A 25,601-nucleotide genomic window follows, 5' to 3' on the forward strand; every position below is an offset into this window, starting at 1 on the left:
CGAAAACGTCACGTTGTCCCGTCAATTCGAGCGCACCCGCGCCGCCGTCACCGCGCGGAGCGCTGTTCCAGGTCGGTGACCAGTTCGGCCGGGCTCGGCAAGTGGTACAGCGTTCTCGCGTCCACCTGATGTCCGTGGTCGCGCAGCGCTCGCGCGATACGGACGGCCAGCAGCGAGTTGCCGCCGAGGCTGAAGAAGTCGTCCGAGGCGCCCACCTCGGTTCGGAACACGGTGCGCCAGACATGCAGGACGGTGTCGAGGGTGCTCGCGTCCGGGGGCGCCGTGACCTCGGTGTACTCCACGGCGGCGGGTGAGGGCAGCCGGTCGACAGCGAGCTTGCCGTTCTCCGTCAGCGGCAGGCTGCGCAGTGAGGTGACCGTGTTCGGCACCATGTATTCGGGAAGCCGCGCCGCGAGTCGGGTCCGTACGCCGGCACCGTCGTCGCCGTCCCGAATCACCACGTAGGCGTCGAGCCGTGCCGTCGCCGGGTCGGCCGGGTCGCGGAGACTGTGGACGACCGCGGCGGCGACCACCGCGCTGTCGTCCAGCAGCGCGGCTCGGATCTCCTCAGGTTCGACCCGGTGCCCGCGCAGCTGTACCTGGTCGTCCCCCCGTCCCAGGTGTTCCAGCGAGCCGTCCGGCAGCAGGCGTCCCCGGTCACCACTGAGGTAGAGCCGCTCGCCGCGGTGGGTCACGAATCGGTCCGCGGTGAGGTCGGGCCTGCCGAGGTAGCACAGAGCCAGCCCGTCGCCCCCGACGGCGATCTCCCCGACCTGCCCCGGCCGCAGTGGTCTGCCGTGCTCGTCGACGATCCGTACCGACCAGCCCGGGATCGGCCGCCCGACGGACCTGGCACCGGCCAGTGCGTCGGCGCGGCTCACGGTGTGCCAGGTCACGTGCACCGTGGTCTCGGTGATGCCGAACATGTTGACCAGGCGGCACCGCGACTCGGGATGCCGATCGAACCACCGCGGCAGCATTCGCGTGTCCAGGGGCTCGCCACCGAAGACGATCAGCCGCACGGCCAGCCCGTCCCGGTCGACGTCGAGCAGTTGCGTGAACGCCGACGGGGTCTGGTTCAGTACGGTCACCCGGTGCTTCACGAGCAGGGCGTGAAAGTCCTCGGGTGACCGGCTCACCCACCGAGGGACGACGACCAGTCGCCCACCTGTGGCCAGACACCCCCAGATCTCCCAGACCGAGAAGTCGAAGGCCACGGAGTGAAACCACGTCCACGTGTCGTCGGGACCGAGGCCCAGTTCCGGCTTCGTCGCCGACAGCAGGCGCACCACGTTCCCGTGCGGGATCACGACGCCTTTCGGCTTGCCGGTGGAGCCGGACGTGTAGATGACGTAGGCCGGGTCCTCGGGAGCCACCGGGTCGGCGGACGGCTGCGCCGCGGCGGGTGCCCGCTCCGCGAGGTCGATCAGATTGCGCAACACCACGGTCCTGGCGAAGCTCCACTCGCGTTCGGACACCACCAGTTCGGGTTCGGCGTCCGCCGTCAGCAGTCGCAGTCGCTGTTCGGGATACGCCGGGTCCATCGGCACGAACGCGGCCCCGGTGGTGAGCACCCCGAGAAGCACGATCACGAGATCGGCGGAGCGGGGCAGGCACACGCCGACCCGGCCGCCCCTGCGCACACCGAGCTCGGCCAGTGCCTGTCCCATCCGGTGCGCCCGCTCCACGAGCTGCCCGTACGTCACGGTGTGCTCGCCGTCCACGAGTGCGACCGCCTCGGGGCAGCGGAGCATGGCCGCGCGAACGAGGTCGGGTACGCAGCGGTACTCGGATGTCGCGGTGCGGGGACTTCGTCCCAGCGCGATGACGCGCCGGAGCTCCGCGTCGGTCATCCGGTCGAGTGCGGTCAGCTCGTGGTCCCCAGGCCCGTCGAGCAGGATTGCCGCGAGGCGGTGGACGGTGTCACCGAACCAGGAGGGATGCCCGTCCCGCGCGTGGTCGAGCAGCAGAGCACCGTCTCGGCCGGCCGTGACGTGCACCGTGCGCGTTCGCGAGGAATCCAGGGCTGGCCTGTAGTCCAGCAGTGCGGGGCAGCGGGCTGCCCGGTCGACCACGAGCTCCAGGTCTACCGTCGGCGCGTCGCGGGCGGCACGGTCCGCGAGCTGCTCGGCTACAGCGGCACGGCAGCCCGCGACGGTCCCGCTCGCGCGGACACGGAGCACCGTGTCGCGCTCGCCCTCGTGGAGCCGAACGGCGACCTCGTCGAGTTGGGCGTCCCACGCGTGGGCGAGTCCGACGGCCGCGACGATCTCGGCCGTCGTCATGCGATGGGCGACCTTCCAGTGCAGTGTGGACCGTTCCCGCTCGGGTCCGGGGCCCGCGGCGGCGGTGTCGGCGGGCGCGAATGAGATCGACCCCGGCTCGGGCGCGTCAGCCTCACCGAGCAGCACCCGGGCGAGCGCGTCGAGCGCGGTGCGGCCCGCCACGGCGGGATGCGCTGTGAGCACCAGGTCGTGGACGTCGTCCTCGTACTCCAACAGGACGATTCGCAGGAACGAGGTCGTGCCACGGCACATCTCCCTGCCGCGCATCTCCTCGGCGATGGCGCCCTCGGCAGGACCGGGGACGCGTTCGCGCCACAACCGGTGCGGCCGGCCGAGGTAGTCGACCTCGGCCAGCCGACGCTCGTAGCGACCGAACTCGGCGGTGCCCATCACCCGGTACACCGCGACCCGGCAGCCGAGGTCCTGTGTCATGGAGCCCCCTTCTCGCACGGCGTTCACCTGGCGCTGAAGGCGCCGTCGACCGTGATCACCGAGCCCGTCACGTGCCGCGCCTCGTCGGAGGCCAGCCACACGGCCGCTGACGCGACGTCGGTCGCCTCGACCAGCCGGTTCGTGGGCTGTTGCTGAACGAACTCGCGCTCGTGGTCGGACACCCCCAAAGCGTTGGCGATCTCGGCCAGCATCCGCCCCTCCAGCGCGGGGGTGTCCCGGACGGAGCCGGGGCACAGCGCGTTGACCCGCACCCCGTGCGGGGCGTAGTCCAGCGCCGAGGCGCGGCTGAGCCCGATGAGTCCGTGTTTGGCCGCCACGTACGCCGCGAAGTGGCGATACCCGACCGTGCCTGCGGTGGACGCGATGTTGACGACGCTGCCGGATCGCCGTTCGAGCATCGCCGGTACCACCGCGGCCGTCACCCGCCACGCACCGGTGAGGTCGATGTCGAGCATCACCTGCCACTCGGATTCACAGACCTCGTGCGTGACCTTGCCGGCGGGAGTGACGATGCCCGCGTTGTTGACCAGGACGTCGACCCGGCCGAACCGCGCCACCGCGTCCGCGGCGACGCGGCGTACCTGGTCCGGGTCACGGACGTCCATTCGTGCCGCCAGTACGGCGGCACCCCGCTCGCGGCACAGCGCCGCCGTGTGGTCGAGCTGGCTGACCGAGCCCATGGGGTAGGGCACCCCGGCGATGTCCTCGGCGATGTCGGCGAGGATCAGGTCCGCGCCCGCTTCCGCCAGCGCCACGGCGCATGCCCTGCCGATACCGCGAGCCGCGCCGGTGATCAGCGCGGTCTTCGTCGCCAGTCGCCCGGTCACGGTCGCGCGTCCGCCGGGTGCGGGAGCCTGCCGATCCGGTCGAGCAGTTCCGCGGCCGAATCGACGAGGTACATGTGCCCCCCGGGAAGCTCCACGAGTTCGAAGTCACCTGTGGTGACGTCCGACCACTCCTGCGCGTCGGCGGCCGACACGACATCGTCGGCCGTGCCGCGCACGGAGTACACCGGGATCGGCAGCCGGGGTCGCCCCGCAGGCCGGTAGTTCTCGTGGAGCAGCACGTCCGCACGCAGCGTCGGCAGCACCAGGTCCCGGAGTTCGGGGTCGTCCAGCGCCGGATGCTGGTAGCCCGCGATCGCGCGCACCGACGCCACGAAGCTGTCGTCGTCGCGGCCGGAGATCCGCGTTCCTCGCAACGTGCTCGGTCCGGGCGAGCCGCTGACGACCAGAGTCGCGTCGACCTCGGGAGCAGCCGCGAGCACCGCGTGTACCGCCTCGTATGCGAGCACGGCTCCGAAACTGTGCCCGAAGAACACGGCCTTCGACACGTTGTCGATCGAGGTGAGCAGGTCGGGCACCAGATCACCAACCAGGCTGCCGACGTCGGTCGGAACCGGGTCGGCGAACCGCTTCTCCCGGCCCGGCAGTTCCACCGGGACGATTCGCAGGGTCTCGGAGACCGGCCATTCGCGGTAGAAGGTGGCTCCGGCGCCCGCAGGCGGAAAACACAGAACAGCGGTCGTGGACAAGGCGCTCTCTCCCGGGTGCGGATGCTGGCACGATGGAATCTAGCAACGAAAACCGGTCGGGACCGCTTCCGCGAGAGCTGTTTTAGCCGTCCCTGAATAGTTTTGAATTCCGGCCTGCGCGAGCAGTAGCGTCAATGCCCGTCGATCGGCCGAGAATGGGGGACCGCCGTGCCGGAAATCGTGGTTGACGGGCAGCCGTTGCACTACGAGGACGAGGGCACGGGACCGCCGGTGGTGATGGTGGCAGGCACGGGCAGCCGCGGGCGAGTGTGGCACCTGCACCAGGTGCCCGCGCTGGTGTCGGCCGGCTACCGGGTGATCACTTTCGACAACCGTGCAGGTGGGCCGGGTGGCCGCTTCGGTGTCGCCTCACTGGTCTCGGACACCGCGGCTCTGATCGAGCGGTTGGAGCTCGGACAGTCCCGTGCCGTCGGGTTCTCGCTGGGCGCACGCGTGGTCGCCGAACTGCTCGTGGAGCGTCCTGAACTGGTCGAACGCGCTGTGCTTCTGGCCACGAGGGGCCGAGTCGACCACTGGACGAAGGCGATGTTGCTCGCCGAGCGGACGGGTACGACCACCACGCCCGAGTTCGGGGTCGTGGTGCGCGCGATGCAGTACCTGTCCCCGACGACGCTGCGCGACGATCGAGCCACCCGGGACTGGCTCGAGCTGTTCGAGTTGACGTCGGCCACCGCGCTGCCGGGACTGCACGAGCAGGTGGCTCTGGACGAACTGCTCGCCGATCGGCTCACCGCGTACTCCGCGATCGAGGCGGCCTGCCTGGTGGTCGGGTTCGGCGACGATCTTGTGACGCCGCCGCAGTTGACCCGCGAGGTGGCGCGGGCCATTCCCCGCGCGCAGTACCACGAGGTCGCCGACTGCGGTCACTACGGCTACCTCGAACGACCCGGTGAGGTGAACAAATTGATCGTGGACTTTCTGGGAGTTTCGTCTCGCGATTAAACGCATCGCCTCGGACGCGCGACCGGTGAAGAATGTGATCGTCAGATGAGACGATTCTCTTCGTATTGGTGAGGAATGGAGCGGCATGGTCGAGAAGTTCGTGCTGTCCGCCGATGAGCGGGCGACGGTGGCCGCCCTCGTGGACGAGCTGATCAGCGACAGCGAGACCTGGGATCCGCTGGGCAGGGCGGACCGCGCCGCTTCGCTGGCGCAGGAACTACCCACCCGGCTCCGTCGCTTTCTCAGCGAGGTCAAGGTCGCCGAGTCCGACGTGACGGTCCTGTCCAACCTTCCCGTCGACGACGATCTCGCCCCCACGCCCGTGGGCTGGGACGCGGCGGCGAAGACCGGGGCGGGCTCACGTGAGGAAGTGGTGCTGCTCCTGTGCGGTTCGGCCATCGGGGAGCCATTCGGCTGGAGCAACCAGCAGGACGGCAGGCTCATCCACGACGTCGTGCCCGCGCCGGGTATGGAGCGGTCACTGACGAGCGCCAGTAGTTCGGCCGGGCTGTCGCTGCACACCGAGGACGTGTTCCACCCATGCCGGGGCGACTACGTGTCGCTGTTCTGCCTGCGCAACCCCGACCGTATCGGCACGACGTACGCCAGGGTGGACACCCTCTCGCTCAGTGCGGCGCTGCGCGACCTGCTGTCGTCGGACTCGTTCACCTTCCATCCCGACGACTCGCACGTCGGCGTCACTCTGAACGCGATCGACGGCACGGACGAGCGGGAAAGGAGGGGCCCGTCGGAGAGCGGAGCGGTCCTGTTCGGACCCGGAGATCGGCCGTACTTTCGCTTCGACATCGACTTCATGGAGGCGGACGGTGCCGCCGCGACCGACGCGATGCGCGTTGTGCAGCGGGAACTCAGTGAGCACGCCGAGTCGGTGGTCCTGTCGCCGGGCGACGCGGTGTTCATCGACAACTACCGGGTGGTTCACGGCAGGGAGCCGTTCACACCGCGCTACGACGGTACGGACCGGTGGCTCAAGCGCGTCAACCTGACGCGAGACCTGCGGCGGATCTACACGGCGAACGCGGCGCGATCCCGGATCGTCGTCGCCTGATCCGTGGTCGGGCGCCCGTGTCCGCCTCGGCCGTCACGTCGTGCCGTTCGCTCGATCGACGGGGCGGAACAGGTAGTTGTTGTGGTGCGGGCAAACCCGGTCCACCGGATGCCAGCCACGCCGCCAGGCGTACATGCGGTAGCCCCGGCTGACGAGCCAGTCCACGACCTCGTCGGGTGAGTACTCGTAGCGATCGGTGTGCCGCTTCTCGATCTCGAGCAGCATCGTCGGTAGGTGGGTTTCGACGGTCCGCTGACCGCCCTGGAGGACGTGGAGCTCCCCGCCCTCGACGTCGATCTTGAGGAAGTCGACGCGCCGCAGCCCCTCGCGGGCGCAGAGTCCGTCGAGTGTCTCCACGTCCACCAGCATGTCGACGTGGTCGAGGAACTCGCTCGTGGAGCCGAGGCTTTGGCTCTTCCAGGCGAGAAACGCCCTGCTTGTGGCCGGACCCCGCCGGGTGAACGGCACCCGGATCGCCTCCCGCCCAGGTTCGGCCCCCAGCGCGAGCGGATGGTGGGTGATGTTGTCGCGGCTGCGCGTTCCCAGCACCCGAGTCCAGAAAGGGTGCGAGAACGTCACCGGCTCGATGCTGTGGACCCATCCGGTGGTCCCCGCCGACTGCGACAGCGCCTGGCTGTAGAGGCCCGCCGCCGAGCCCACGTCGACGCAGACGTCACCGGGCTTGACCAGCCCGGTGAGGGTGTGCAACTCGGTGTCCAGATAGGGGGTCCAGCGTGAGAGGAAGTTCGCTGTCGCGGCGGTCCAACGAGGCCGATCGAAATGAGGCATCGCGGTATTCTCCGGGTCGATCCTATGGGGGATGGTGTGCGGCTCCGGCAAGATTCACAGGGTGTTGAAACCATATCCACGAGCTTCGACGAGCGCAGTAACAACAGCTCTACCGATCGCGTATTCTGTGCGCTACCCCAGGCTCTCCACCAGGGTGGATGTCCCCGCGAAGTGGCGGTATGGCACTCGTCTCGGACTGTCGAATGCCACCTTTCGGCCGATATCCGTGCGTTTTTGGTATCTGCATTATCAATCCTGTGGAGTATCTCCGGAACGAGTGCACGGCCGATTCCCCCTTCTCGTCGATCTCGGGTCATGCCGCCCGTGCCAGGCTGCTCGTCGAGGGATCCCGGTTGGAGCCCGAAACGGTGCGACACCTCGTGGCGACGTTGCGCCCGTCCGAGTCGCGTGCCTTGGCCCTGGAACACCCGACCGTCGTGGGCGCACTCGACGGGGCGCCACCGGAGCTGCGCTATCTCGCGAACCGGCGGGCCATGCGCCTGGCGAGGTGCGGTGACCAGCACTCTCGGGAGGGTGTCCTGTTGTTCAGCGCGCGCGGTGGCGGCCGAGTGGCGCAGGTGTTCGGTGACCTGGCCACGGCCGAGCGGGTGGCTGTCCTGTGCCCCGGCGCGGGCAACCGGGGTTCGAACTTCTGGACGGGCCTGGGCGGTCTGCGCCACCGGTCGCCCGCACTGCAGGCGGCGCAGGTGTACGACGCCGTGTGCGCGGGCGGCCCTGAAGCGGCCCGTGTGGCCGTCATCGCGTGGCTCGGGTACGACACGCCGGCCGGTCTCGGCGTGGATGTGGCGCGCGCGGTACTCGCCCGCGCGGGTGCCGTCGCGCTGCGTCGCCTGGTGGCAGGGCTGGTCGTCACGAACCCCGGTGCGACGATCGTTCTGCTCGGGCACAGCTACGGCTCGGTCGCCATCGGCGCGGCCGCCTCGCACCTACCGAGGCAGGTCACCGATCTCGTCGTGTTCGGCAGCCCGGGCATGGGCGTCCGCAACGCTGGGGAGTTGCGGACCTCCGCCCGGGTGTGGGCGGGCCAGGCGCGCCGGGACTGGGTCCGCTGGGTTCCAGGGCGCCGACTGCTCGGCGTCGGGCACGGAACCAAGCCCGCGCACCCGGCTTTCGGCGCGTCCGCGCTCAGCACCGCCGATGTGCCCGACCACGACCACTACCTGAGTCCGGGCACGGACGCGCTCGCCCACGTGGCCCGGATCGTCGGGTGGGCCGCGCGAACCCGCTCGCGTTGCGCGTGAGCAGCCGGTGGGATATTCGCTACTCGCTTTGGACGGGGCAGGAGAGGATAAGCGCATGCCGACCCCAACGCTGCCTCCCGAGTTCCGCCCGCGACCGTCCTTGCCCGTCCTGCGTACCGAGCGGCTCACCCTGCGTGCCGTGACCTCGGCCGATCTCGACGCCGTGTACGGCTACCTGTCGCGTGAGGAGGTCTGCCGCTACCTGCTGCACGAGCCGCTGTCGCGCGAGGAGACGGAACGGAAGCTGGTGCTGGCCGAGAAGAGCACGGCGCTGCGCGCGGACGGCGACACCGCCCGGCTCGCCGTGGTCCACGACGACGAGGTCGTCGGCGAGGTGCAGCTCACGCTGGTGTCGGCGGCCACGGCCACGGTCGAGATCGGCTGGATCTTCTCTCCGCACGTGGCCGGGCGCGGCTTCGCCACCGAGGCGGCACGGGTATTGCTGGACCACGCGTTCGAAACCCTGAACGCACATCGGATCATCGCTCACCTGCACCCGGACAACACCGGGTCCTCGCGGCTGTGCGAGCGGCTCCGCATGCGGCACGAGGCGCTGCACCGGTCCGATCTGTGGGTCAAGAACGGCTGGGAGGACACCAGCATCTACGCGATCCTCAGGCGGGACTGGGCCGCGCGGCGGTGACGTCCTTGCCGCCCGTGTGAGTGACGCAGCGAAGGCCACCTTGACTGCACCAGGTGCAGCGAGGGTGGCCTTCGCGGCACCCCGGCGACCACGCACCCGCAGGCGCTCACCGCGCTCGTGCCGACAGGGTCGAGGCGCTCGCGCGCGGGGGTGAGCGGCGTACCCGTCCGGGGTGTTTCGGCTGGTCGGTGCCGGGGTAGCACCGGTGGGTGCCGAGTGAGGACACCGCGGACGGGTGGCGGCGGGTCGAGGTCCGCGTCGAGGGAATCGTGCAGGGGGTCGGGTTCCGGCCGTTCGTCCACGGGCTCGCCGAGCGGTTCGCACTCAGCGGGCAGGTCGGCAACGACAGCGCGGGCGTGCTCGCCGAGGTGGAAGGCCCCCGCGAGTCGGTCGCCAGCTTCCTCAGGGCTCTCCCGGCCGAGGCGCCCGCGCTGGCGGACGTGCAGCACTGCTCGGTGACCGACCGGCCGCCGCGGGGGACGAGCGGGTTCCGCATCGCGCACAGCGACAGCTCCGGTCCCCGCCGCACTCTCGTGTCCGCCGATGCCGCCACCTGCGCGGCGTGCCTGGCGGAACTGTTCGACCCCCACGACCGCCGCTATCGCTATCCGTTCGTGAACTGCACCGGCTGCGGCCCGCGCTACACGATCGTGCGCGATGTGCCGTACGACCGCGGCAACACCACGATGGCCGGGTTCGACCTGTGTGGACCGTGCGCCCGCGAGTACCACGATCCGGCGGACCGCCGCTACCACGCCCAGCCCGTGTGCTGCCCCGACTGCGGGCCGACGCTGCGGCTGGTGGACAGCGGGGGCGCCGTGCGCGGCGGTGACCCACTCGCCGGCGCGGCCGAGCTGCTGCGGGCCGGGGCGGTGGTCGCGGTGAAGGGGCTGGGCGGATACCACCTGGCGGTCGACGCGACCAGCGCCCCGGCCACCGCACGACTGCGCGCGCGCAAACACCGGGAGGACAAGCCGTTCGCCGTGATGGTGGCGAGCCTGGCCGACGCCCGGCGCCTGTGCGCGGTGGACGACCCGGCCGAGCGCCTGCTGACGAGCCGCCGCCGCCCGATCGTGCTGCTAGACCAGCGGCGGGCCGGGGTCGCCGACGCCGTGGCTCCCGGCAACCGGGAGCTGGGCCTCATGCTGCCCTACACCCCGCTGCACCACCTGCTGCTCGCCGACACCGGGCTGCCGCTCGTGCTCACCAGCGGCAACGTCTCCGACGAGCCCATCGCCTTCACCGACGGCGACGCGCGGGGCAGGCTCGCGGGGATCGCCGACGCCTTCCTGCTGCACGACCGGCCGATCCACGTCCGTGCCGACGACTCGGTCGTGCGCCCGTGGCGCGGTGACGGGGTGGTGCTGCGCCGCTCCCGCGGTTACGCGCCGGAGCCGCTTCCCGTGGCCTGGGAGTTCCCCCGCCCGGTCCTGGCCTGCGGCGCGGAGCAGAAGAACACTGTCTGCCTGGCGTCGGGGCGCAGAGTGGTGGTCTCGCACCACATCGGGGACGTGGGCAACGCCGAGACCCTGACGGCGTTCACCCAGGCCGTCGAGCACCTGTCGCGGCTGTTCGACATCACCCCGGCCGTGGTGGCTCACGACCTGCATCCCGACTACGCCGCCACCCGCTACGCCGTGGAGCTGGCCGACTCGGCCGGGCTCGACGCGATCGGCGTGCAGCATCATCACGCCCACATCGCGTCGTGCCTCGCCGACAACGGCGTGGCGGGGCCCGTGATCGGGGTGGCCTTCGACGGCACGGGCTACGGCACCGACGGCACCGTGTGGGGAGGGGAGTTCCTGCTCGCCACCCTGGCGGACTTCGAGCGCGCCGGGCACCTCGCACCGGTGCCGTTGCCGGGTGGTGCGGCGGCCGTGCGGCAACCGTGGCGCATGGCCGCGTCCTACTTGCACCGCGATCCCGGCTCCGAGCGGCTGGCCGTCGCGCGGCGTCAGGGCGGGCGCTGGGACCAGGTCGTCAGCCTGGCGCGCTCCGGAGTGAACAGCCCGCTCACGTCGAGTGCGGGCAGGCTGTTCGACGCGGTCGCCGCGATCCTCGGGGTCCGCGACACCGTCACCTACGAGGGACAGGCCGCCATCGAGCTGGAACAACGAGCCGATCCCCACGAGGGCGGTGCCTACCCGGCGCCGGTGGCCGACCGCGAAGGCCGCCTCGTGGTCGATTCCGGTGCCCTGGTGCGGGCCGTCGTCGACGATCACTGCCGGGGTACCGACGCTGCCGTCGTGGCGGCGCGCTTCCATCACGGGCTCGCGAAGGCCGTCCGCCGCACCTGCGATCTGATCGCCGAGCGGACCGGGGTGCGCACGGTGGCGGTGTCGGGTGGCGTGTTCGCCAACCGGCTGCTGCTCGACCGCACCGTGGACGAACTCGCCGACGCCGGGTTCACGGTGCTCACCCACCGCCGCCTGCCGTGCAACGACGGCGGGATCAGCGCCGGGCAGGCCGTCGTGGCCGCGGCACGCGACCGGTCCGCGAGCTGAGGCCACCGTGGCGGCGACGGTCGTGTTCGCGGTACTGGCCGCGCTGTGCAACGCGCTGGGCTCGGTGCTGCAACGCTCGGGGGCACGGCATCAGCCCGTCGACGATTCGATGTCGGTACGGCTGCTGTGGCGGCTCGCGCACGACCCGGCCTGGTTGGGCGGCATCGTGTCCATGCTCGGCGGGTTCGCCTTCCAGGTCGCCGCCCTGTCCACGGGGCCGATCTCGTTGGTGCAGCCCATCCTGGTGGCCGAGCTGGGGTTCACCCTGCTCCTGGCGGCGCTGGTGTTCGGCGCGCGGCTGCACGCGCGGGAGCGGACCGCCGTGGCCGGAATGATCGCCGGAATCGTGATCCTGCTGGTGTCGCTGGACCCCGGCGGCGGCAGCACCCGCGGCGTCAGCGGTCCCACGTGGGTGGTGGGCTGCGTGGTCACGCTCGCGGTGATCGGCGGGCTGGTGTTCGTCGCCAACCGGTACCGCTACGCCCACCGCGCCGCCTACCTCGGTATCGCCTCGGGCGCCTTCTTCGGCTTCCTCGCCGTGCTCGTGGCAGGCGTGACCGGTGCCTTCCCCGGCGGTCTCACCGGTGTGCTGGCGGCCTGGCAGACGTACGCGGTGATCGCCGCGGGCCCGACCGGGTTCCTGCTGCTGCAGCTCACGCTGCGGGCGGGCAGTCTCGTGGCCTCCCAGCCCGGGCTGACGCTCGCCAATCCCGTGGTGGGCATCGCGTGGGGCGTGGCGGTGTTCGGCGAGAACGTCCGGGGCGGCGGCTGGGTCGTGGCCCAGCTCGCCGGGTTCGCCCTCGTCGGCGCCTGCACCGTGCTGCTCGCGCGGGCACCCTCGCTGCACGGCGCGGCGGGGGCCTACGAGGAGACCGACGGCATCGCCCGCGCGTCCACGTCCGGCCCGGACTCGCCCACCGACCCGGACGAGCCCGGTGAACCCGGTGAACCCGGTGAACCCGGTGAACCTGGTGAACGCAGCCAGCCGAACCAGTGATCGAGGCCCTCGCCCGAGACCGACGAGGTCACCAGCAGGCGCGCGGCCGGGTTGACGCGGGCGAGGTGGCGGGCGAAGTGGTCGACGTCGAACGTCAGGTACGGCACCAGGTCCGCCTTCGTCAGCACCACGAGGTCGGCGGCGCGGAACATGTGCGGGTACTTCAGTGGCTTGTCCTCGCCCTCGGTCGTGGCGGCCAGCACGACCCGGTGCTGCTCACCGAGGTCGAACAGCGCGGGACACACGAGGTTGCCCACGTTCTCGACGACCACGAGGGAGTCGCGGGGCGGGTCGAGTTCGCGCAGCGCCCGCGCCAGCATCTCCGCGTCGAGGTGACAGCCGGAACCGGTGTTGACCTGCACCGTGCGGCACCCGACGGCCCTGAGCCGGTCGGCGTCGAGCGAACCGGCCTGGTCTCCCTCCACGACCCCGACGAACACCTCGGCCGCGAGGGCGCGCACCGTGGTCTCCAGCAGGGTGGTCTTTCCCGCGCCCGGCGCGCTCATCAGGTTCACGGCGCGCACCCCGCGGGCCGCCAGCCAGGCCCGGTTGTCGTCGGCGAGCCGGTCGTTCTTGGCGAGCACCGCCTGCTCCACCGGCACCGTGTCGCGTGAACGTTGCTCGGCCACCAGCTCCGGCTGGTCGTCACACCCGCATGTCCCGCACATCGCGAGCCACCTCCACATCGCGAATCCGTAGTTGCTGTCCCGAGTACACGGCCACGTCGGCCGACCCGCACGCGCAGCCGTCGAGGAACGACGACAGCCGCACGTCGGCGCCGCACTCCCCGCACCTGCCGGTGCCGGGGACGTGGTCCACCACCAGTTCGGCGCCCTCGCACGGGGTTCCGCGCGTGACGGCGTCGAAGCAGAACCGCACCGAGTCGACCTCCACACCCGCCAGCGCGCCGACCTCCAGGCGCACCGTCAGCACCCGCGCGCCGCCGGTGTGGTCCACGACGGCGTCCACGACGCTCTGGGTGATCGACAACTCGTGCATGTCAGCAGATGCGGGGCAAGGGATCGCCGACGAGCAGGTCCGCGATGCGGGTACCGCCGAACGCCGTGTTGAGCAGCACCGTGCCCACCGGATCACCACCCACGCGGCCGATCACGGCGGCGTCGGAGCCCTGCGGGTGCCCCCGCAGCGCCGCGAGCGCCTCCTCCGCGCGGGCACCGTCGACGACCGCCACGAACCGGCCCTCGCACGCCACGTAGAGCGGGTCGATGCCGAGCAGTTCGCAGGCGCCCCTGACCTCGTCGCGGACCGGCACCGCGTCCTCGTCGACGACCACCGCGACGTCGGCCGCCCTGGCGACTTCGTTGAGCACCGTCGCGACCCCGCCACGGGTGGCGTCGCGCATCGCACGGACGCCACCCGTGGCGAGCAGCCGGGCGCACAGCTCGCCCAGCGGGGCGGTGTCGGAGACGAGGTCGGCCTCGATGTCCAGCTCGCCGCGCGCGAGCATCACGGTGACACCGTGCTCGCCGACCGGTCCGGACACGAGAACGGCGTCGCCCGGCCGTGCGGTGTGGATGCCCAGCGCCCGGTCGGGCGGCAGCAGCCCCACGCCCGTGGTGTTGATGTAGCAGCCGTCGCCGCTGCCCTTGCCGACCACCTTCGTGTCCCCGGTCACCAGGCTGACGCCCGCGGCGTCGGCGGCGGCACGCATGGAGGCGACGATGCGCCGCAGGTCCGCGACCTCGAAGCCCTCCTCCAGGACGAACCCGCACGACAGGTACGCGGGGACAGCGCCCGCGACGGCGAGGTCGTTGACGGTGCCGTTGACGGCGAGGTCGCCGATGTCGCCACCGGGGAAGAACAGCGGCGAGACCACGAACGAGTCGGTCGTCATCGCCATTCGCGTGCCGCCCAGCACCAAATCCGCGGAGTCGCCGAGCGGTTCGAGCAGCGCGTTGCGGAACGCGTCGACGAACACGGCCTCCACCAGCGTCTGGGTGGCCTTGCCGCCCGCGCCGTGCGCGGCGGTGATCCGGGTCTCCCGCACGCGGGGCCTGCGACGCCGGGCCCGCTCGATGCGGTCGAGAACCTCGTCCTCGGTTCTCATACCGAACTCGCCTCCTTGATCCGCTGCCGGGTGAAGCGCCCGAAGTTGTAGTACGCGGCGCAGGCTCCCTCGGGGGAGACCATGCAGGTGCCGATCGGGGTCTCCGGGGTACACGCCGTGCCGAACACCTTGCACTCCCACGGCTTCAGCACGCCCTTGAGCACCTCGCCGCACTGGCACGACTTCGGGTCGGCCACGCGCACACCGGGCAGGGAGAACCGCCGTTCGGCGTCGAACCGCGCGTACTCGTCGCGCAACCGCAGCGCCGAGTGCGAGATGAACCCGAGCCCGCGCCACTCGAAGAAGGGGCGCAAGCGCATGGTGCGCGCGATGGCGTCCAGCGCCACCGGGTTGCCCTCCCACGGCACCACCCGCGCGTACTGGTTCTCGACCTCGGCCCGGTCCTCGCGCAGCTGCCGCAGGAGCAAATACACCGACTGGAGAATGTCCAGCGGCTCGAAACCGGCCACCACGAGCGGCTTGCCGTAGTCGTGGGAGATGAACTCGTAGGGACGGCACCCGATCACCGTCGACACGTGGCCCGGGCCGAGGAAGCCGTCGAGCCGCAGGTCGGGAGAGTCGAGGATGGCCTTGATGCCGGGAATGATCGTCACGTGGTTGCAGAAGACGGAGAAGTTCTCGATGCCCTCCCGCTCCGCGCGCAGCAGCGTCATCGCGGTGGAGGGCGCGGTGGTCTCGAAGCCGATCGCCATGAACACCACGTGCTTGTCGGGGTTCTGCTTCGCGATCCGCAGCGAGTCCAGCGGCGAGTACACCATGCGGATGTCGGTGCCCTCGGAGTTCGAGTCGAAGAACGTGCCACCCGAGCCGGGCACGCGCATCATGTCGCCGAACGAGGTCATGATGACGTCCGGCAGGCTCGCGATGTGGATGGCGTCGTCGACCCGGCCCATCGGGATGACGCACACCGGGCAGCCCGGCCCGTGGACCAGGGAGACCTGCTCGGGCAGGTGGTCGGCGATCCCGTGTTTGTAGATCGTGTGGGTGTGCCCGCCGCACACTTCCATGAACTTGTACTCTTTGCCGGGCTCACACAACTGTTCGATCCGGCCCGCCAGCATCCGGGCCGTGTCCGCGTCGCGGTACTCGTCCACAAACCGCATCGTCGCCGCCTTCATTCGATCATCGATTGACTCAGTGCGTCCATCTCGTCGGTGTAGGCACTGCCCAGCTCCTCGAGGTAGCGCAGCACGGCGGCGGCCTCCTCTTCGTCGATCTTGGACAGTGCGAAGCCGACGTGGATGAGGACCCAGTCGCCGGCCACCGGCGGGTCGTCGGTCAGCAGGCCGATGTGGATCGCCCTGCGCACACCGCTCACGTTCACCCGTGCCAGCTCGGGCCGGTCCGCAAGGACCTCGACCACCTCACCGGGAATGCCGAGACACATCCACCCCACCCCTTTCCACCGCGTCCGTGGCCAGTTCCCGCACCCGCGCCACCGCCTCGTCCACGGCCGCCGCCACCGGTGCGCTCAGTCCCATGCCCTCGGCCAGCGTCAGCGGCTCGCAGCCGACCACGAAGACCCGGCCCGGTGTCCCGCCCAGCCTGCGCAGCAACGCCAGCACCGCCGCGGGGTGCATGCCGTGCGCGTCGATGACGGGGCCCTCGTCCGAGTGCTCCGGCGCCGCGATGTCGGTGGCCGGGTCGGCGTCGAGGACGTACAGCGTTCCCGGATCGCCGCCCCGTCGGGTGGCGTCGACGAAGATCGTGGTCGCGTAGCCGCCGTCGAGCAGTTCGTACGCCAGGTGCACCCCCCGGATGCCGTAGTCGGCGACCACGGCCTCGGGCGGCAGGTCCCGCGTCGACAGCCGGTTCACGACCTCCACGCCGAAGCCGTCGTCGCCGTGGAAGACGTTGCCGATGCCCGCGATCAGCACCGTGCTCGTCATGGCCGCACCTCCCCGGGATAGGGCTCGACCTCGGTGGTGGTGAAGTAGCGGAAGCGGCCCTGCGCGAGCTGCCACTCCTCGGCGGGGTCGCCGTCCACGGTGACCGCGAGGAAGCACGTGCCGTCCACGTCCTCCAGCACGCTGCGCACGGTGGCGACGCGGCCGGCGACGAACATGTCCTGCGCGTCGCCGTTGGTGCGGGGACGCAGCACGACCTTGCTCCCGGTGCCGATCTCCTGCCCGCCGAGCCGCACGATGCGGACTCGGCCCTGCATCGACTCCCTCGGCTGGCTCGGCAGGTCCTCCACGCGGTCGACGATCCGGCGGGCGCGCTCGTCGGTGGCACGCGCCTCCCGCTTCTCCTCGTCGGTGAGGGTGAGCGTGCGCAGTGTCAGCATCTCGTCGATCTCGCAGGCGTCGAAGAAGTCGCCGTGGCTTCCCGGGTCCACCTTCGGGTGGTCGTAGAGGATGATCGGCGAGGACAGCATCGTGTCGTCGCTGCCGGGCGGGCCTGCCAGCACGGGCCAGGTGTGCTCGTTGACGCAGCCTTTCCCGGCCTCGCGTGCCCAGTCCGGCGGTTCGAGCAGCGACAGGAACCGGCCACCGCTGAGCGAGAGCACGGTGTGGGCGGCGATGAGGGAATGCCGCAGCGCCTCGTCGCGGGAATGGTCCGTGCAGTCGATCGTCGCGGTGTTGGCCACGGTCACGTGCAGGCGGACCAGCCCGGGAAGCCGTTCGGCGCGGCAGCGCAGTTCGGCGGTCAGCGGCTGTTTCTGCCGGAGCACCCTGCCGCCCTCCACCGTCGTGGTCACCGCGCCGCCCCGGACGATGACGGGTACGTACTGTTCGGAAGCCAGCAGGCGGCGCACCGGCAGCGTGACCTGCTGTTCGCACTCCACGGCCTCGTCCCAGGGCAGCAGTTCGTCCTCGCCCACGACCAGCGCGTCCACCTCGCGGTAGCGGCCCGGCTCGTCGGCCTGCTCGACCTCCACCGTGCGCCGTTGCGCCTGCAGGAAGCGCAGTCGCACGGTCAGTTCGGCATCCGGTCCGACCTCGGCCAGGCACTCCGTCCGGCACGCCGCGTGCTCCCCGGTACCGGTGGCGGCGTACGACGGGGGCACCAGGACGCCGAACTGCCAGCGCGCCCGGTTCTTGGCGGCCGATGCCCGGTAGGGATAGAGGACGTAACCCTCGTAGAGCACGGCGTCCGCGACGGCCCGTACGTGGTCGAGCGTGGTGTCAGCGGTCATCGAACGCCCTCCGCGGCGAGTTCGGCGAGCACGTGGTAGATCGTGGTCTGTGCCTCCTGCACGCGGTGTACCGACGGCGACGGCACCGCGAACAGGAAGTCGAGGCAGTCCAGCTCCGCCATCCGGCCGCCGGTGTCACCGGTGATGCCCACCGTGAGCATCCCGGCGCGTTTCGCCTGGCCGAACGCGGTGAGCAGGTTCGCGGAGTTGCCGCTGGTGGACAGGCCCACCGCGATGTCGTCCGGGCGGCCCAGCGCCGCGAGCTGCCGTGAGAACACCAGGTCGAAGCCCACGTCGTTGCTCAGCGCGGTCACGACGGCCGCGTCCGCGGTCAGTGCGAACGCGGGCAGCGGGCGCGTACCTGGTGGTGGGTCGAGGAACTGGGTGGCGAGGTCGGCCGCGTCGGTGGAGCTGCCGCCGTTGCCGAAGCTGAACAGCCTGCCGCCGCGCGCGAAGCGCTCGGCCAGGGCCGCGCCGCACTCGGCCAGCAGGTGCCCCTGCTCGCGGTGCACGCGCCCCCGCAGCTCCATGATCTCGCGAGCCTTGTCGCGGGTGGACTCGCGCACCTCGGCCAGCACCGCGTCGACGGAAGCGGCGTCGCCGCCGGTCGCGGGGGACAGGAACGGGTACAGCGAACTCATCGCGTCGGTCATCGGGGCACCCCGATCGCCTCCTTGGCGTGCACGAGCAAAGCGGCGCCCGGCCGCAGACTGGCCGGGTCGAGCAGGCCCACGCTGATCTCCTCGTGGCCCGAGCCGGTGTCGACCACCGCGAGGTCGTCGCCCAGCAGCCGCACGAGCCGCACGACGACGGCCGTGTCGGAACACGTCACGCACACGTCGCCGTCGCAGCCGGTTCCGTGCTGGCGGGCGGCGTCCTCGAACTCGCCGGTCACGACACAACCTCCGGGGTCAGCACGCCGGGGTGCTCGAAGAACACGTGGACCAGCTCCCACAGCACGTGATACATCGTCACGTGGACCTCCTTGACGACCCGGGGATCGGCCGAGTCGGCACGCAGCACGTGGTCCACCGCCGGGCTCGCGGCCACGGCTCCACCGTCGCCGCCCACCAGTGCGACGGTGAGCATGCCCAGCTCCCGCGCCTGCTCGAAGCCCCGCAGCACGTTGGCGCAGTGCCCGTCCACCGACAGCCCCAGCGCGATGTCGTCGGGCCCGGCCAGATGCCGGAGCTGGTGCGCGAACACCTCCGCGAAACCCACGCGCGCCGCGATACCCGTCATGGTGGCGACGTCGGCCGTCAACGACAGCGCGGGCAGCGCCCGCTTGCCCACGATCACCGGGTGGACGAACTCGACGCAGATGTGCTGGGCGTCGGTGGAGCCGCCGCCGTTGCCGAACACCACGAGCGTGCCGCCCCGGTGAAACCGTGCCGCCATGGCGTGACACGCGCGTGCCACCGGTTCGGCCTCCGCGAGCAGCGCCTCCAGCGGCTGCTGCCTGCGCTCCAGCGCGGCGGCCACGCGGGTGTCGAGGACAGGACTGTCAGACATGTGGTGTCCGGATTCCGTTGCCGAAGTGACTGTGGACGGTCCAGCGCCGTGGACCGGAGATGACCTCACGTTACGAGCCACCTACCGGCCGCACAACTCGATGTTGGACGGCCGATCTTGTTGCTGTGCCGGGAAAATCCCGTCCTGTTACCCGCGCCGACCGGGCTCGAAACGTGTCCACTCCGGACGTGTCCGGCGCGCTGCGGGCCACGGCGGCGCATCGCATGCTGGGCCCATGAGCACACAGGCCAGCACCCCCACCGGGGTCGACGAGGTCCACATCCTCTGGACCTCCGAGGGAATGAGCTGCGACGGCGACACCGTCTCCGTCACCGCCGCGTCGCTGCCCAGCATCGAGGACGTCGTGCTGCGGGCGGTGCCCGGCATCCCCCAGGTGCACCTGCACAACAAGGTGCTCGCCTACGAGACCGGCGACGACTTCCTCGCGCCGTTCCACCAGGCCGCCAGGGGCGAACTCGACGCGCCGTTCATCTTCGTCGTTGAGGGCTCCATCCCCAACGAGAACATCAACGGGGAGGACGGCTTCTGGACCGCGATGGGCAACGACCCCGAGACGGGCAAGCCCAAGACACTCAACTCCTGGATCGACGAACTCGCCCCGAAAGCGTGGGCCGTCGTCGCCATCGGCACCTGCGCCACCTACGGCGGGATTCACGCGATGGCGGGAAACCCCACCGGGTGCATGGGCCTCGTCGACTACCTCGGTGAGGACTTCCGCTCGGCGGGCGGGCTGCCGGTCATCAACGTACCCGGCTGCCCGGTGCAGCCGGACAACTTCATGGAGACCCTGCTCTGGGTGCTGCACCAGGCGGCGGGGCTCGCCCCCACCATCCCACTGGACGATCAGCTACGCCCGCAGTGGTTGTTCGGCAAGACCGTGCACGAGGGATGCGACCGGGCGGGCTACTACGAGCAGGCGGACTTCGCGCACGACTACAACTCGCCGAAGTGCCAGGTCAAGATCGGTTGCTGGGGCCCGGTCGTGAACTGCAACGTCACCAAGCGGGGCTGGATGGACGGCGTCGGCGGCTGCCCCAACGTCGGAGGCGTCTGCATCGGCTGCACCATGCCCGGCTTCCCCGACAAGTTCATGCCGTTCATGGACGAGCCACCCGGCGGCACGATGTCGTCGGCGATGCTGCGGGTCTACGGCCCACTGGTGCGGACCCTGCGCGGCATCACGAACAAGAACGTCAACACCGAGCCGAAGTGGCGCCACAGCGGCGAGAAGCTCACCACCGGCTACCAACCGCGTTACCCCCGAGTCTGACACGCAGGAGCGACACACCCATGTCACAGACACAGCGCGAGGTGCACGTCCCGACCCAGCGGGAACTCGTCGAGGTCAACTTCGACCCGATCACCCGCATCATCGGCAACCTCGGCATCTACACGAAGGTCGACTTCGCCAACAACGAGGTCGTCGAGTGCAAGAGCACCTCGTCGCTGTTCCGCGGCTACAGCGTGTTCATGAAGGGCAAGGACCCGAGGGACTCGCACTTCATCACCAGCCGCATCTGCGGCATCTGCGGCGACAACCACGCCGTGTGCTCGATCTACGCGCAGAACATGGCCTACGGGGTCAAGCCGCCGCCGCTGGCCGACCTGATCATGAACCTGGGCGAGGCGGCCGAGTTCATGTTCGACCACACGATCTTCCAGGACAACATGGTCTTCGTCGACTTCTGCGAACGCATGGTCGCCGAGACCAACCCAGGGCTGCTCACGCGCGCCCGCACCACCGACGCCCCGCGCGGCGAGGTGCACGGCTACCGCACCATCGCCGACATCATGCGCGCGTTCAACCCGTTCGAGGGCGAGGTGTACAAGCAGGCGCTGCAGATCAGCCGCATCACGCGCGAGATGTGCTGCCTCATGGAGGGCAGGCACGTCCACCCGTCCACGCTCTACCCGGGCGGAGTGGGCACCGTGGCGACGCCGCAGGTGTTCACCGACTACCTCTCGCGGCTCATGCGCTGCCTCGACTTCATCAAGCAGGCCGTGGCCATGAACGACGACGTGTTCGACTTCTTCTACGACGCCCTGCCGGGCTACGAGGAGGTCGGCAGGCGGCGGGTGCAGCTGGGCTGCTGGGGTTGCTTCCAGAACCCCTACACCGTCGACTACCGCTACGAGAACATGGCGAGCTGGGGCAGGGACATGTACGTCAGCCCCGGCATCGTCGTGGACGGCGAACTGCTGACCAACAACCTCGTGGACATCAACCTGGGCATGCGCATCCTGCTCGGCAGCTCCTACTACGACGACTGGGCGAGCGAGCAGACGTTCGTGGCGCGTGACCCGCTGGGCAACCCCGTCGACCAGCGGCACCCCTGGAACCAGACCACGCTGCCCGCGCCGCAGGGCCGCGACCTGGAGAACGGCAACTACAGCTGGGTGATGAGCCCGCGCTGGTTCGACCCGGGAAGCCAGGAACACCTGGCGCTCGACACCGGCGGCGGACCGCTCGCACGGCTGTGGTCCACCGCGCTCAACGGGCTCGTCGACACCCCGTACGTCAAGGCCACCGGCGGCGGTGTGCGCATCGACCTGCCCGCCACGCCGCAGACCCCGGACACCCGGCTGGAGTGGCGACCGCCCCGCTACAACAACACGCTCGAACGCGACCGGGCCCGCATGTACTTCGTGGCCTACGCGGCGGGCATGGCGCTGCACTTCGTCGAGCAGGCGCTGGCCGAGGTGCGTTCGGGCAACACGAAGGTGTTCAGCAACTTCGACGTGCCCGACGAGGCCGTCGGCGTCGGCTTCCACGAGGCGGTGCGCGGGGTGCTGTCCCACCACCTGGTGATCCGGGACGGCAAGATCGCCAACTACCACCCGTACCCGCCGACCCCGTGGAACGCCAGCCCGCGCGACTCCTACGGCACGCCAGGACCCTACGAGGACGCCGTGCAGGGCCAGCCGATCTTCGAGGAGAACGGCAGGGAGGACTTCAAGGGCATCGACATCATGCGCACGGTGCGCAGCTTCGACCCCTGCCTGCCCTGTGGCGTCCACATGTACCTCGGCGAGGGCCAGGTGCTCAAGAAGATCGCGTCGCCCACGTTCGGCGCCGCGCACCCGGGGCAGTGACCGCGATGACCGAGCGCAGCCGGTGGGACGAGCAGCGGGCCCGGGAACGGCTCGCGGACCTGGACGTGGCACTGGCCGACCTCGCCGACCGCGGTGAGCCCGGCCCGCTCGCGGCGGTGCGGGCGCTGGTCGACGTCTACGGCGAGGCGCTGGCGCGGATGCTCGACCGCGCAGACGTGGAGGACCCGGCACTGCTCGACGTCGTCGCGCGCGACGAGCTGGTGGGACACCTGCTGCTGGTCCACGACCTGCATCCGCACGATCCCGGCACTCGCATCGGGCGGGCGCTGGACGGGCTCGCGCCGCACATCACCGCCGAGCTGACCGAACTGGAGCACGGGGTCGCCACGGTGACCGTCGAGGCCACGGCACGCACCGGCGACCGGTCCGTCGAGGAGACCGTGGAGGGCACCGTGCTCGCCGCGGCACCCGAGGTGGGCGAGGTCAGGGTGCGGCGGCGAAGCGAACCGGCGTTCGTGCCGCTCACGGCGGTGCGGGCGCGATGACGGCTCGCGACGTCCTGGCTCCGGCGACCAGCCAGCTCCGCAGGCTGGCGCGGACCCCGGTGCCCGAACCCGATCGCGGACGCCGTGCACAGCACACCTGCGAGCTGTGCAGCGAGCCGCTGCCGGACGAACACCGGCACCTGCTCGACCTCACGAGCAGGCAGCTCTGCTGTGCCTGCCGCGCGTGCTCGCTGCTGTTCGACCGCGAGGCCACCGGCACCGGCCGCTACCGCGCGGTGCCGAGGCTGCGGAAGCGCCTGCCGGCCGACCCGCTCGACGACGTCACGTGGGCCGCCCTGGAGGTGCCCGTGCGCCTGGCGTTCTTCGTGCCGCACAGCGGGGACGCCGGGGACGTCTCGGTGACCGCCTACTACCCGAGCCCGCTCGGAGTCGTGGGCACGGCCGTCGACGAGGAGGCGTGGGCCCGGGTGAACCCGGACGTCGCCGAACGACTGGAACCCGACGTGACGGCGCTGCTCGTGCGGCGCGACGCCGGTGAGCACTGGCTGGTGGGCATCGACGAGTGCTACCGGCTCACCGCGCGGGTACGTCACACGTGGACCGGAATGACAGGAGGTGACGAGGTATGGCACGAGATCGATCGATTCTTCGCCGAGTTACGGGGCGCTCCCGCTCCCACCTGAGGCTCGGCCACCCCGACGTGCGGGTGGACCTGCCCTCGCACACGCGCGGGGTGCGGCAGGGCAACAGCACCGGAAACTACGAGAAGCAGCCGGGTCACCTGCCGGACGGCCGGTCGACGGCGGAACGCTCCACCGGCATCCGCCCCCGGACCAAGGAACCCATCCTTCCGGGGATGCCGAACCTCTCGCCGCCGTGACCGGAACGGGAGCCGGAGTCGAGACCCCGTCGCTGACCTGGTCCGTCACCGGCGTCGACCTCGCTCCGGTGGACGCCTGGCCCACCGTCCGGTTACGGCTGGAGATCGGCTGCGCCGCACCGGTCCGCTCGCTGACGCTCGCCGTGTCGGTGCGCATCGCCGCCGCGCTGCGCGACTACTCGCCGGACGAGCGCACGCGGCTGCGCGGCGTGTTCGGCACCGCCGACCAGTGGGCACACAGCGTCGGCGACCTGGTGTGGGCACGTCCCACCGTGCAGGTTCCCGCCTTCACCGGCAGCACCGTCGTGGACGTGCCCGTGCCCTGCGGACAGGACGTGGAACTCGCCTCGGTCAGCTACCTGAGCGCGCTGACCGAGGGCGACGTCCCGCTGCGTCTCGTGTTCAGCGGAACGCTGTTCCACGCCCGCGACGGGCGGCTCGCGGCGGCGCAGCTGCCGTGGGACAGCGAGACCCGCTACCGCCTGCCCGCCGAGATCTGGAGCCGGGTGCGGCGGACCTACTTCGGCCGCCACCGGTGGCTCCGGGTCGACGACGAGCTGTACGAGCGGCTGCACGACTACCGCGTCCGCCACTCGTACGGCACACACCGGGAAGCGATCGAATCCCTGCTGAGACTGACCGGGAGTGCGTGATGAGGACGAAGACGAAGACACGTTCGGGCGCGTGCCGCGGTCCGTGGACCGCCCGCGTGCTGACGGGGCTGGTGGGTGCCGCGGTGGTGAGCCTGCTCGCCCGGGAGTGGCCGAACCTGGTCCGCTACGCCAGGACGAAGCGGATGTAGTGCCGCCGGCCGGGTATCCGGTCCACGGGAACCGCGGATACGGCCACCCAGGCTGCGGACACGGCTACATGAGCTGCGGACACGGCTACGCAGGCTGCGGACACGGCGTCAGGGTTTGCGCGCCACGCAGAGCACCGACTGGCCGAACGGGATGGGCAGGCGCTTCTCGACGGCACGGGTCACCGGCACCACGTAGCGGTCGTAGATCGACACGAGCTTCGGGTTGGGGGCCTTCGCGCCGCCCTTGCGCACGGCGGCCCACCAGGCGAACGCGCCCAGCAGGTTCACCGGCCGGGCGACGTCGACCACGAGCCCGGCCTCGCGGGCCGCGGCGGCGACCGTGGTCGGGGTGTAGCGGCGGAAGTGGCCCACCCTGCGGTCGAACTCGCCGTAGAGCTGCTGGTAGCCGGGCACGAACAGGACGATGTTGCCCTTCGGCGTCAGCGAGCGGCACAGCTGCCGCAACGCGCCGACGTCGTCCTCGATGTGCTCCAGCACGTTGATGGCGACCAGCGTCTCCACCGGGTCGGCGAGGGTGGTGGTGCCGTCGATGTCGTACTGCTGCACCTCCACCTCGGGGCGGTCGTGGAAGCGCTCCTTGAGCTTCTGCACCGCACCCGCGTCGACATCGGTCACCACGTAACGCTGCGCCCAGGTGTACCCGGATGCGAACTCGCCGAGCCCCGCGCCCACTTCCAGGACGCTCGCACCGCAGTGCGGCCGGATGAGTTCGCGCTGGTAGGCAAGGTAGCGCGGTTTGCCGTGGTCGCTTTCGAGGTCACGGCCAGTGGCGGCCTGGAAGGCGTTGGAGCCCGCGTGATCGGGCTGGGGAACCTGGGGAACCTGGAGATGCTGCGGGTCCTGGGTCCCGCCGTGGGGCTGCTCTGTCGGCACGTGTCGTCTCCCGCACCAGTCGTGGTGGTGTTGAGTCAGTTATCGGTCTGTTTCCCGATCGTAATGCACTGATCCTAGGGCACCTGGTTACGCCGTGCGACGGCCCGTCTGGCCTTCACGCTCGCCTGCTCCAACCGGCGCAATCCCGCCCGGAGCGGTGTCGCGAACCTCCCATGATCCCTAGCGTTCCCCCGAACAGGTGAAA

At 70.7% G+C, this 25,601-nt stretch carries 27 protein-coding genes and 1 pseudogene; 13 read left to right on the forward strand and 15 right to left on the reverse strand.

Annotated elements, in window-relative coordinates:
• Positions 1–47: 47 nt before the first annotated feature.
• Genes FFT09_RS19880 through FFT09_RS19890 form a run of 3 tightly spaced genes read right to left on the reverse strand, consistent with a single transcriptional unit; the run spans position 48 to position 4,272 of the window.
• The gene (locus FFT09_RS19880; protein ID WP_138383634.1) at positions 48–2,717 is read right to left on the reverse strand and encodes a non-ribosomal peptide synthetase; all 2,670 of its coding nucleotides are present in this window, start codon (positions 2,715–2,717) and stop codon (positions 48–50) included.
• A gap of 23 nt (positions 2,718–2,740) precedes the next feature.
• Positions 2,741–3,565: an SDR family oxidoreductase gene (locus FFT09_RS19885; protein ID WP_138383635.1), complete on the reverse strand. Its 825-nt coding sequence runs from the start codon at positions 3,563–3,565 to the stop codon at positions 2,741–2,743.
• A complete protein-coding gene (locus FFT09_RS19890) occupies positions 3,562–4,272 on the reverse strand; it encodes a thioesterase II family protein (protein ID WP_138383636.1) in 711 nt (236 codons plus the stop codon). Before FFT09_RS19890 ends, FFT09_RS19885 begins: the two co-directional genes overlap by 4 nt.
• A 168-nt stretch (positions 4,273–4,440) precedes the next feature.
• Between FFT09_RS19890 and FFT09_RS19895 the strand changes: the two genes are divergently transcribed.
• A complete protein-coding gene (locus tag FFT09_RS19895; protein WP_081193987.1) occupies positions 4,441–5,235 on the forward strand; it encodes an alpha/beta fold hydrolase in 795 nt (264 codons plus the stop codon).
• A gap of 85 nt (positions 5,236–5,320) precedes the next feature.
• Positions 5,321–6,304: a TauD/TfdA family dioxygenase gene (locus tag FFT09_RS19900; RefSeq protein ID WP_138383637.1), complete on the forward strand. Its 984-nt coding sequence runs from the start codon at positions 5,321–5,323 to the stop codon at positions 6,302–6,304.
• A gap of 33 nt (positions 6,305–6,337) precedes the next feature.
• Here the strand turns inward: FFT09_RS19900 and FFT09_RS19905 are convergent, their stop codons facing one another.
• Positions 6,338–7,093: an FkbM family methyltransferase gene (locus FFT09_RS19905; RefSeq protein ID WP_138383638.1), complete on the reverse strand. Its 756-nt coding sequence runs from the start codon at positions 7,091–7,093 to the stop codon at positions 6,338–6,340.
• 257 nt (positions 7,094–7,350) lie between these two features.
• Here FFT09_RS19905 and FFT09_RS19910 point away from each other — a divergent pair, with 257 nt between their 5' ends.
• The 4 genes and pseudogenes from FFT09_RS19910 to FFT09_RS19925 all read left to right on the forward strand — a co-directional run.
• Positions 7,351–8,355 carry an alpha/beta hydrolase gene (locus FFT09_RS19910; protein WP_167305413.1) on the forward strand — a complete coding sequence of 335 codons (1,005 nt, stop codon included), beginning with the start codon at positions 7,351–7,353 and terminating at the stop codon, positions 8,353–8,355.
• Between the two features lie 55 nt (positions 8,356–8,410).
• Complete coding sequence (locus FFT09_RS19915) at positions 8,411–8,998, forward strand: GNAT family N-acetyltransferase (RefSeq protein WP_138383640.1); 588 nt, start codon at positions 8,411–8,413, stop codon at positions 8,996–8,998.
• Between the two features lie 209 nt (positions 8,999–9,207).
• The gene (hypF, locus tag FFT09_RS19920; protein ID WP_138383641.1) at positions 9,208–11,502 is read left to right on the forward strand and encodes a carbamoyltransferase HypF; all 2,295 of its coding nucleotides are present in this window, start codon (positions 9,208–9,210) and stop codon (positions 11,500–11,502) included.
• Between the two features lie 22 nt (positions 11,503–11,524).
• Positions 11,525–12,325, forward strand: a pseudogene (locus FFT09_RS19925) (DMT family transporter); the annotation flags it as partial.
• Between the two features lie 38 nt (positions 12,326–12,363).
• Here FFT09_RS19925 and hypB read toward each other — a convergent pair.
• Genes hypB through FFT09_RS19975 form a run of 10 tightly spaced genes read right to left on the reverse strand, consistent with a single transcriptional unit; the run spans position 12,364 to position 19,239 of the window.
• The gene (gene hypB / locus FFT09_RS19930) at positions 12,364–13,167 is read right to left on the reverse strand and encodes a hydrogenase nickel incorporation protein HypB (RefSeq protein WP_138383642.1); all 804 of its coding nucleotides are present in this window, start codon (positions 13,165–13,167) and stop codon (positions 12,364–12,366) included.
• A complete protein-coding gene (locus FFT09_RS19935) occupies positions 13,145–13,498 on the reverse strand; it encodes a hydrogenase maturation nickel metallochaperone HypA/HybF (RefSeq protein ID WP_024876789.1) in 354 nt (117 codons plus the stop codon). Before FFT09_RS19935 ends, hypB begins: the two co-directional genes overlap by 23 nt.
• A 1-nt stretch (position 13,499) precedes the next feature.
• On the reverse strand, positions 13,500–14,567 hold the full coding sequence (hypE, locus tag FFT09_RS19940) for a hydrogenase expression/formation protein HypE (protein ID WP_138383643.1): 1,068 nt from the start codon (positions 14,565–14,567) through the stop codon (positions 13,500–13,502).
• A complete protein-coding gene (gene hypD, locus FFT09_RS19945; RefSeq protein WP_024876787.1) occupies positions 14,564–15,691 on the reverse strand; it encodes a hydrogenase formation protein HypD in 1,128 nt (375 codons plus the stop codon). The genes hypE and hypD overlap by 4 nt, the downstream gene beginning before the upstream one ends.
• An 11-nt stretch (positions 15,692–15,702) precedes the next feature.
• Positions 15,703–15,975 (reverse strand): HypC/HybG/HupF family hydrogenase formation chaperone, encoded by a 273-nt coding sequence (locus FFT09_RS19950; RefSeq protein WP_081194003.1) that lies wholly within the window; start codon positions 15,973–15,975, stop codon positions 15,703–15,705.
• The gene (locus tag FFT09_RS19955; protein WP_024876785.1) at positions 15,953–16,477 is read right to left on the reverse strand and encodes a hydrogenase maturation protease; all 525 of its coding nucleotides are present in this window, start codon (positions 16,475–16,477) and stop codon (positions 15,953–15,955) included. Before FFT09_RS19955 ends, FFT09_RS19950 begins: the two co-directional genes overlap by 23 nt.
• On the reverse strand, positions 16,474–17,727 hold the full coding sequence (locus tag FFT09_RS19960) for a hypothetical protein (RefSeq protein WP_081194005.1): 1,254 nt from the start codon (positions 17,725–17,727) through the stop codon (positions 16,474–16,476). Before FFT09_RS19960 ends, FFT09_RS19955 begins: the two co-directional genes overlap by 4 nt.
• A complete protein-coding gene (locus tag FFT09_RS19965; protein ID WP_081194007.1) occupies positions 17,724–18,380 on the reverse strand; it encodes a D-sedoheptulose-7-phosphate isomerase in 657 nt (218 codons plus the stop codon). The genes FFT09_RS19960 and FFT09_RS19965 overlap by 4 nt, the downstream gene beginning before the upstream one ends.
• A complete protein-coding gene (locus FFT09_RS19970; RefSeq protein WP_081194009.1) occupies positions 18,377–18,622 on the reverse strand; it encodes a hydrogenase assembly protein HupF in 246 nt (81 codons plus the stop codon). The genes FFT09_RS19965 and FFT09_RS19970 overlap by 4 nt, the downstream gene beginning before the upstream one ends.
• Entirely contained in the window at positions 18,619–19,239 is a 621-nt protein-coding gene (locus tag FFT09_RS19975; protein ID WP_081194010.1) for a D-sedoheptulose-7-phosphate isomerase, read from the reverse strand. The genes FFT09_RS19970 and FFT09_RS19975 overlap by 4 nt, the downstream gene beginning before the upstream one ends.
• Before the next feature lie 235 nt (positions 19,240–19,474).
• On the opposite strand from FFT09_RS19975, the gene FFT09_RS19980 reads away from it, so the two are divergent.
• The 7 genes from FFT09_RS19980 to FFT09_RS23005 are packed head-to-tail and all read left to right on the forward strand — an operon-like array spanning position 19,475 to position 24,502.
• A complete protein-coding gene (locus FFT09_RS19980) occupies positions 19,475–20,530 on the forward strand; it encodes an NADH-quinone oxidoreductase subunit B family protein (RefSeq protein ID WP_024876780.1) in 1,056 nt (351 codons plus the stop codon).
• A 20-nt stretch (positions 20,531–20,550) separates the two neighbouring features.
• A complete protein-coding gene (locus FFT09_RS19985; protein WP_024876779.1) occupies positions 20,551–22,353 on the forward strand; it encodes a nickel-dependent hydrogenase large subunit in 1,803 nt (600 codons plus the stop codon).
• A 5-nt stretch (positions 22,354–22,358) separates the two neighbouring features.
• The gene (locus tag FFT09_RS19990) at positions 22,359–22,859 is read left to right on the forward strand and encodes a hypothetical protein (protein ID WP_138383644.1); all 501 of its coding nucleotides are present in this window, start codon (positions 22,359–22,361) and stop codon (positions 22,857–22,859) included.
• Positions 22,856–23,503, forward strand: coding sequence for a DUF5947 family protein (locus tag FFT09_RS19995; protein WP_138383645.1), 648 nt, complete (start codon positions 22,856–22,858; stop codon positions 23,501–23,503). The genes FFT09_RS19990 and FFT09_RS19995 overlap by 4 nt, the downstream gene beginning before the upstream one ends.
• Before the next feature lie 17 nt (positions 23,504–23,520).
• Entirely contained in the window at positions 23,521–23,700 is a 180-nt protein-coding gene (locus FFT09_RS20000; RefSeq protein ID WP_244231429.1) for a hypothetical protein, read from the forward strand.
• A complete protein-coding gene (locus FFT09_RS20005) occupies positions 23,697–24,353 on the forward strand; it encodes a DUF6084 family protein (protein ID WP_138383647.1) in 657 nt (218 codons plus the stop codon). Before FFT09_RS20000 ends, FFT09_RS20005 begins: the two co-directional genes overlap by 4 nt.
• Positions 24,353–24,502 (forward strand): hypothetical protein, encoded by a 150-nt coding sequence (locus FFT09_RS23005; protein WP_167305414.1) that lies wholly within the window; start codon positions 24,353–24,355, stop codon positions 24,500–24,502. The genes FFT09_RS20005 and FFT09_RS23005 overlap by 1 nt, the downstream gene beginning before the upstream one ends.
• Before the next feature lie 108 nt (positions 24,503–24,610).
• On the opposite strand, the gene FFT09_RS20010 is transcribed toward FFT09_RS23005, so the two are convergent.
• Positions 24,611–25,396 carry a class I SAM-dependent methyltransferase gene (locus FFT09_RS20010; RefSeq protein ID WP_081194018.1) on the reverse strand — a complete coding sequence of 262 codons (786 nt, stop codon included), beginning with the start codon at positions 25,394–25,396 and terminating at the stop codon, positions 24,611–24,613.
• Positions 25,397–25,601 lie beyond the last annotated feature (205 nt).

Source organism: Saccharomonospora piscinae (genome assembly GCF_005862235.1).
Taxonomy (GTDB): Bacteria; Actinomycetota; Actinomycetes; order Mycobacteriales; family Pseudonocardiaceae; genus Saccharomonospora; species Saccharomonospora piscinae.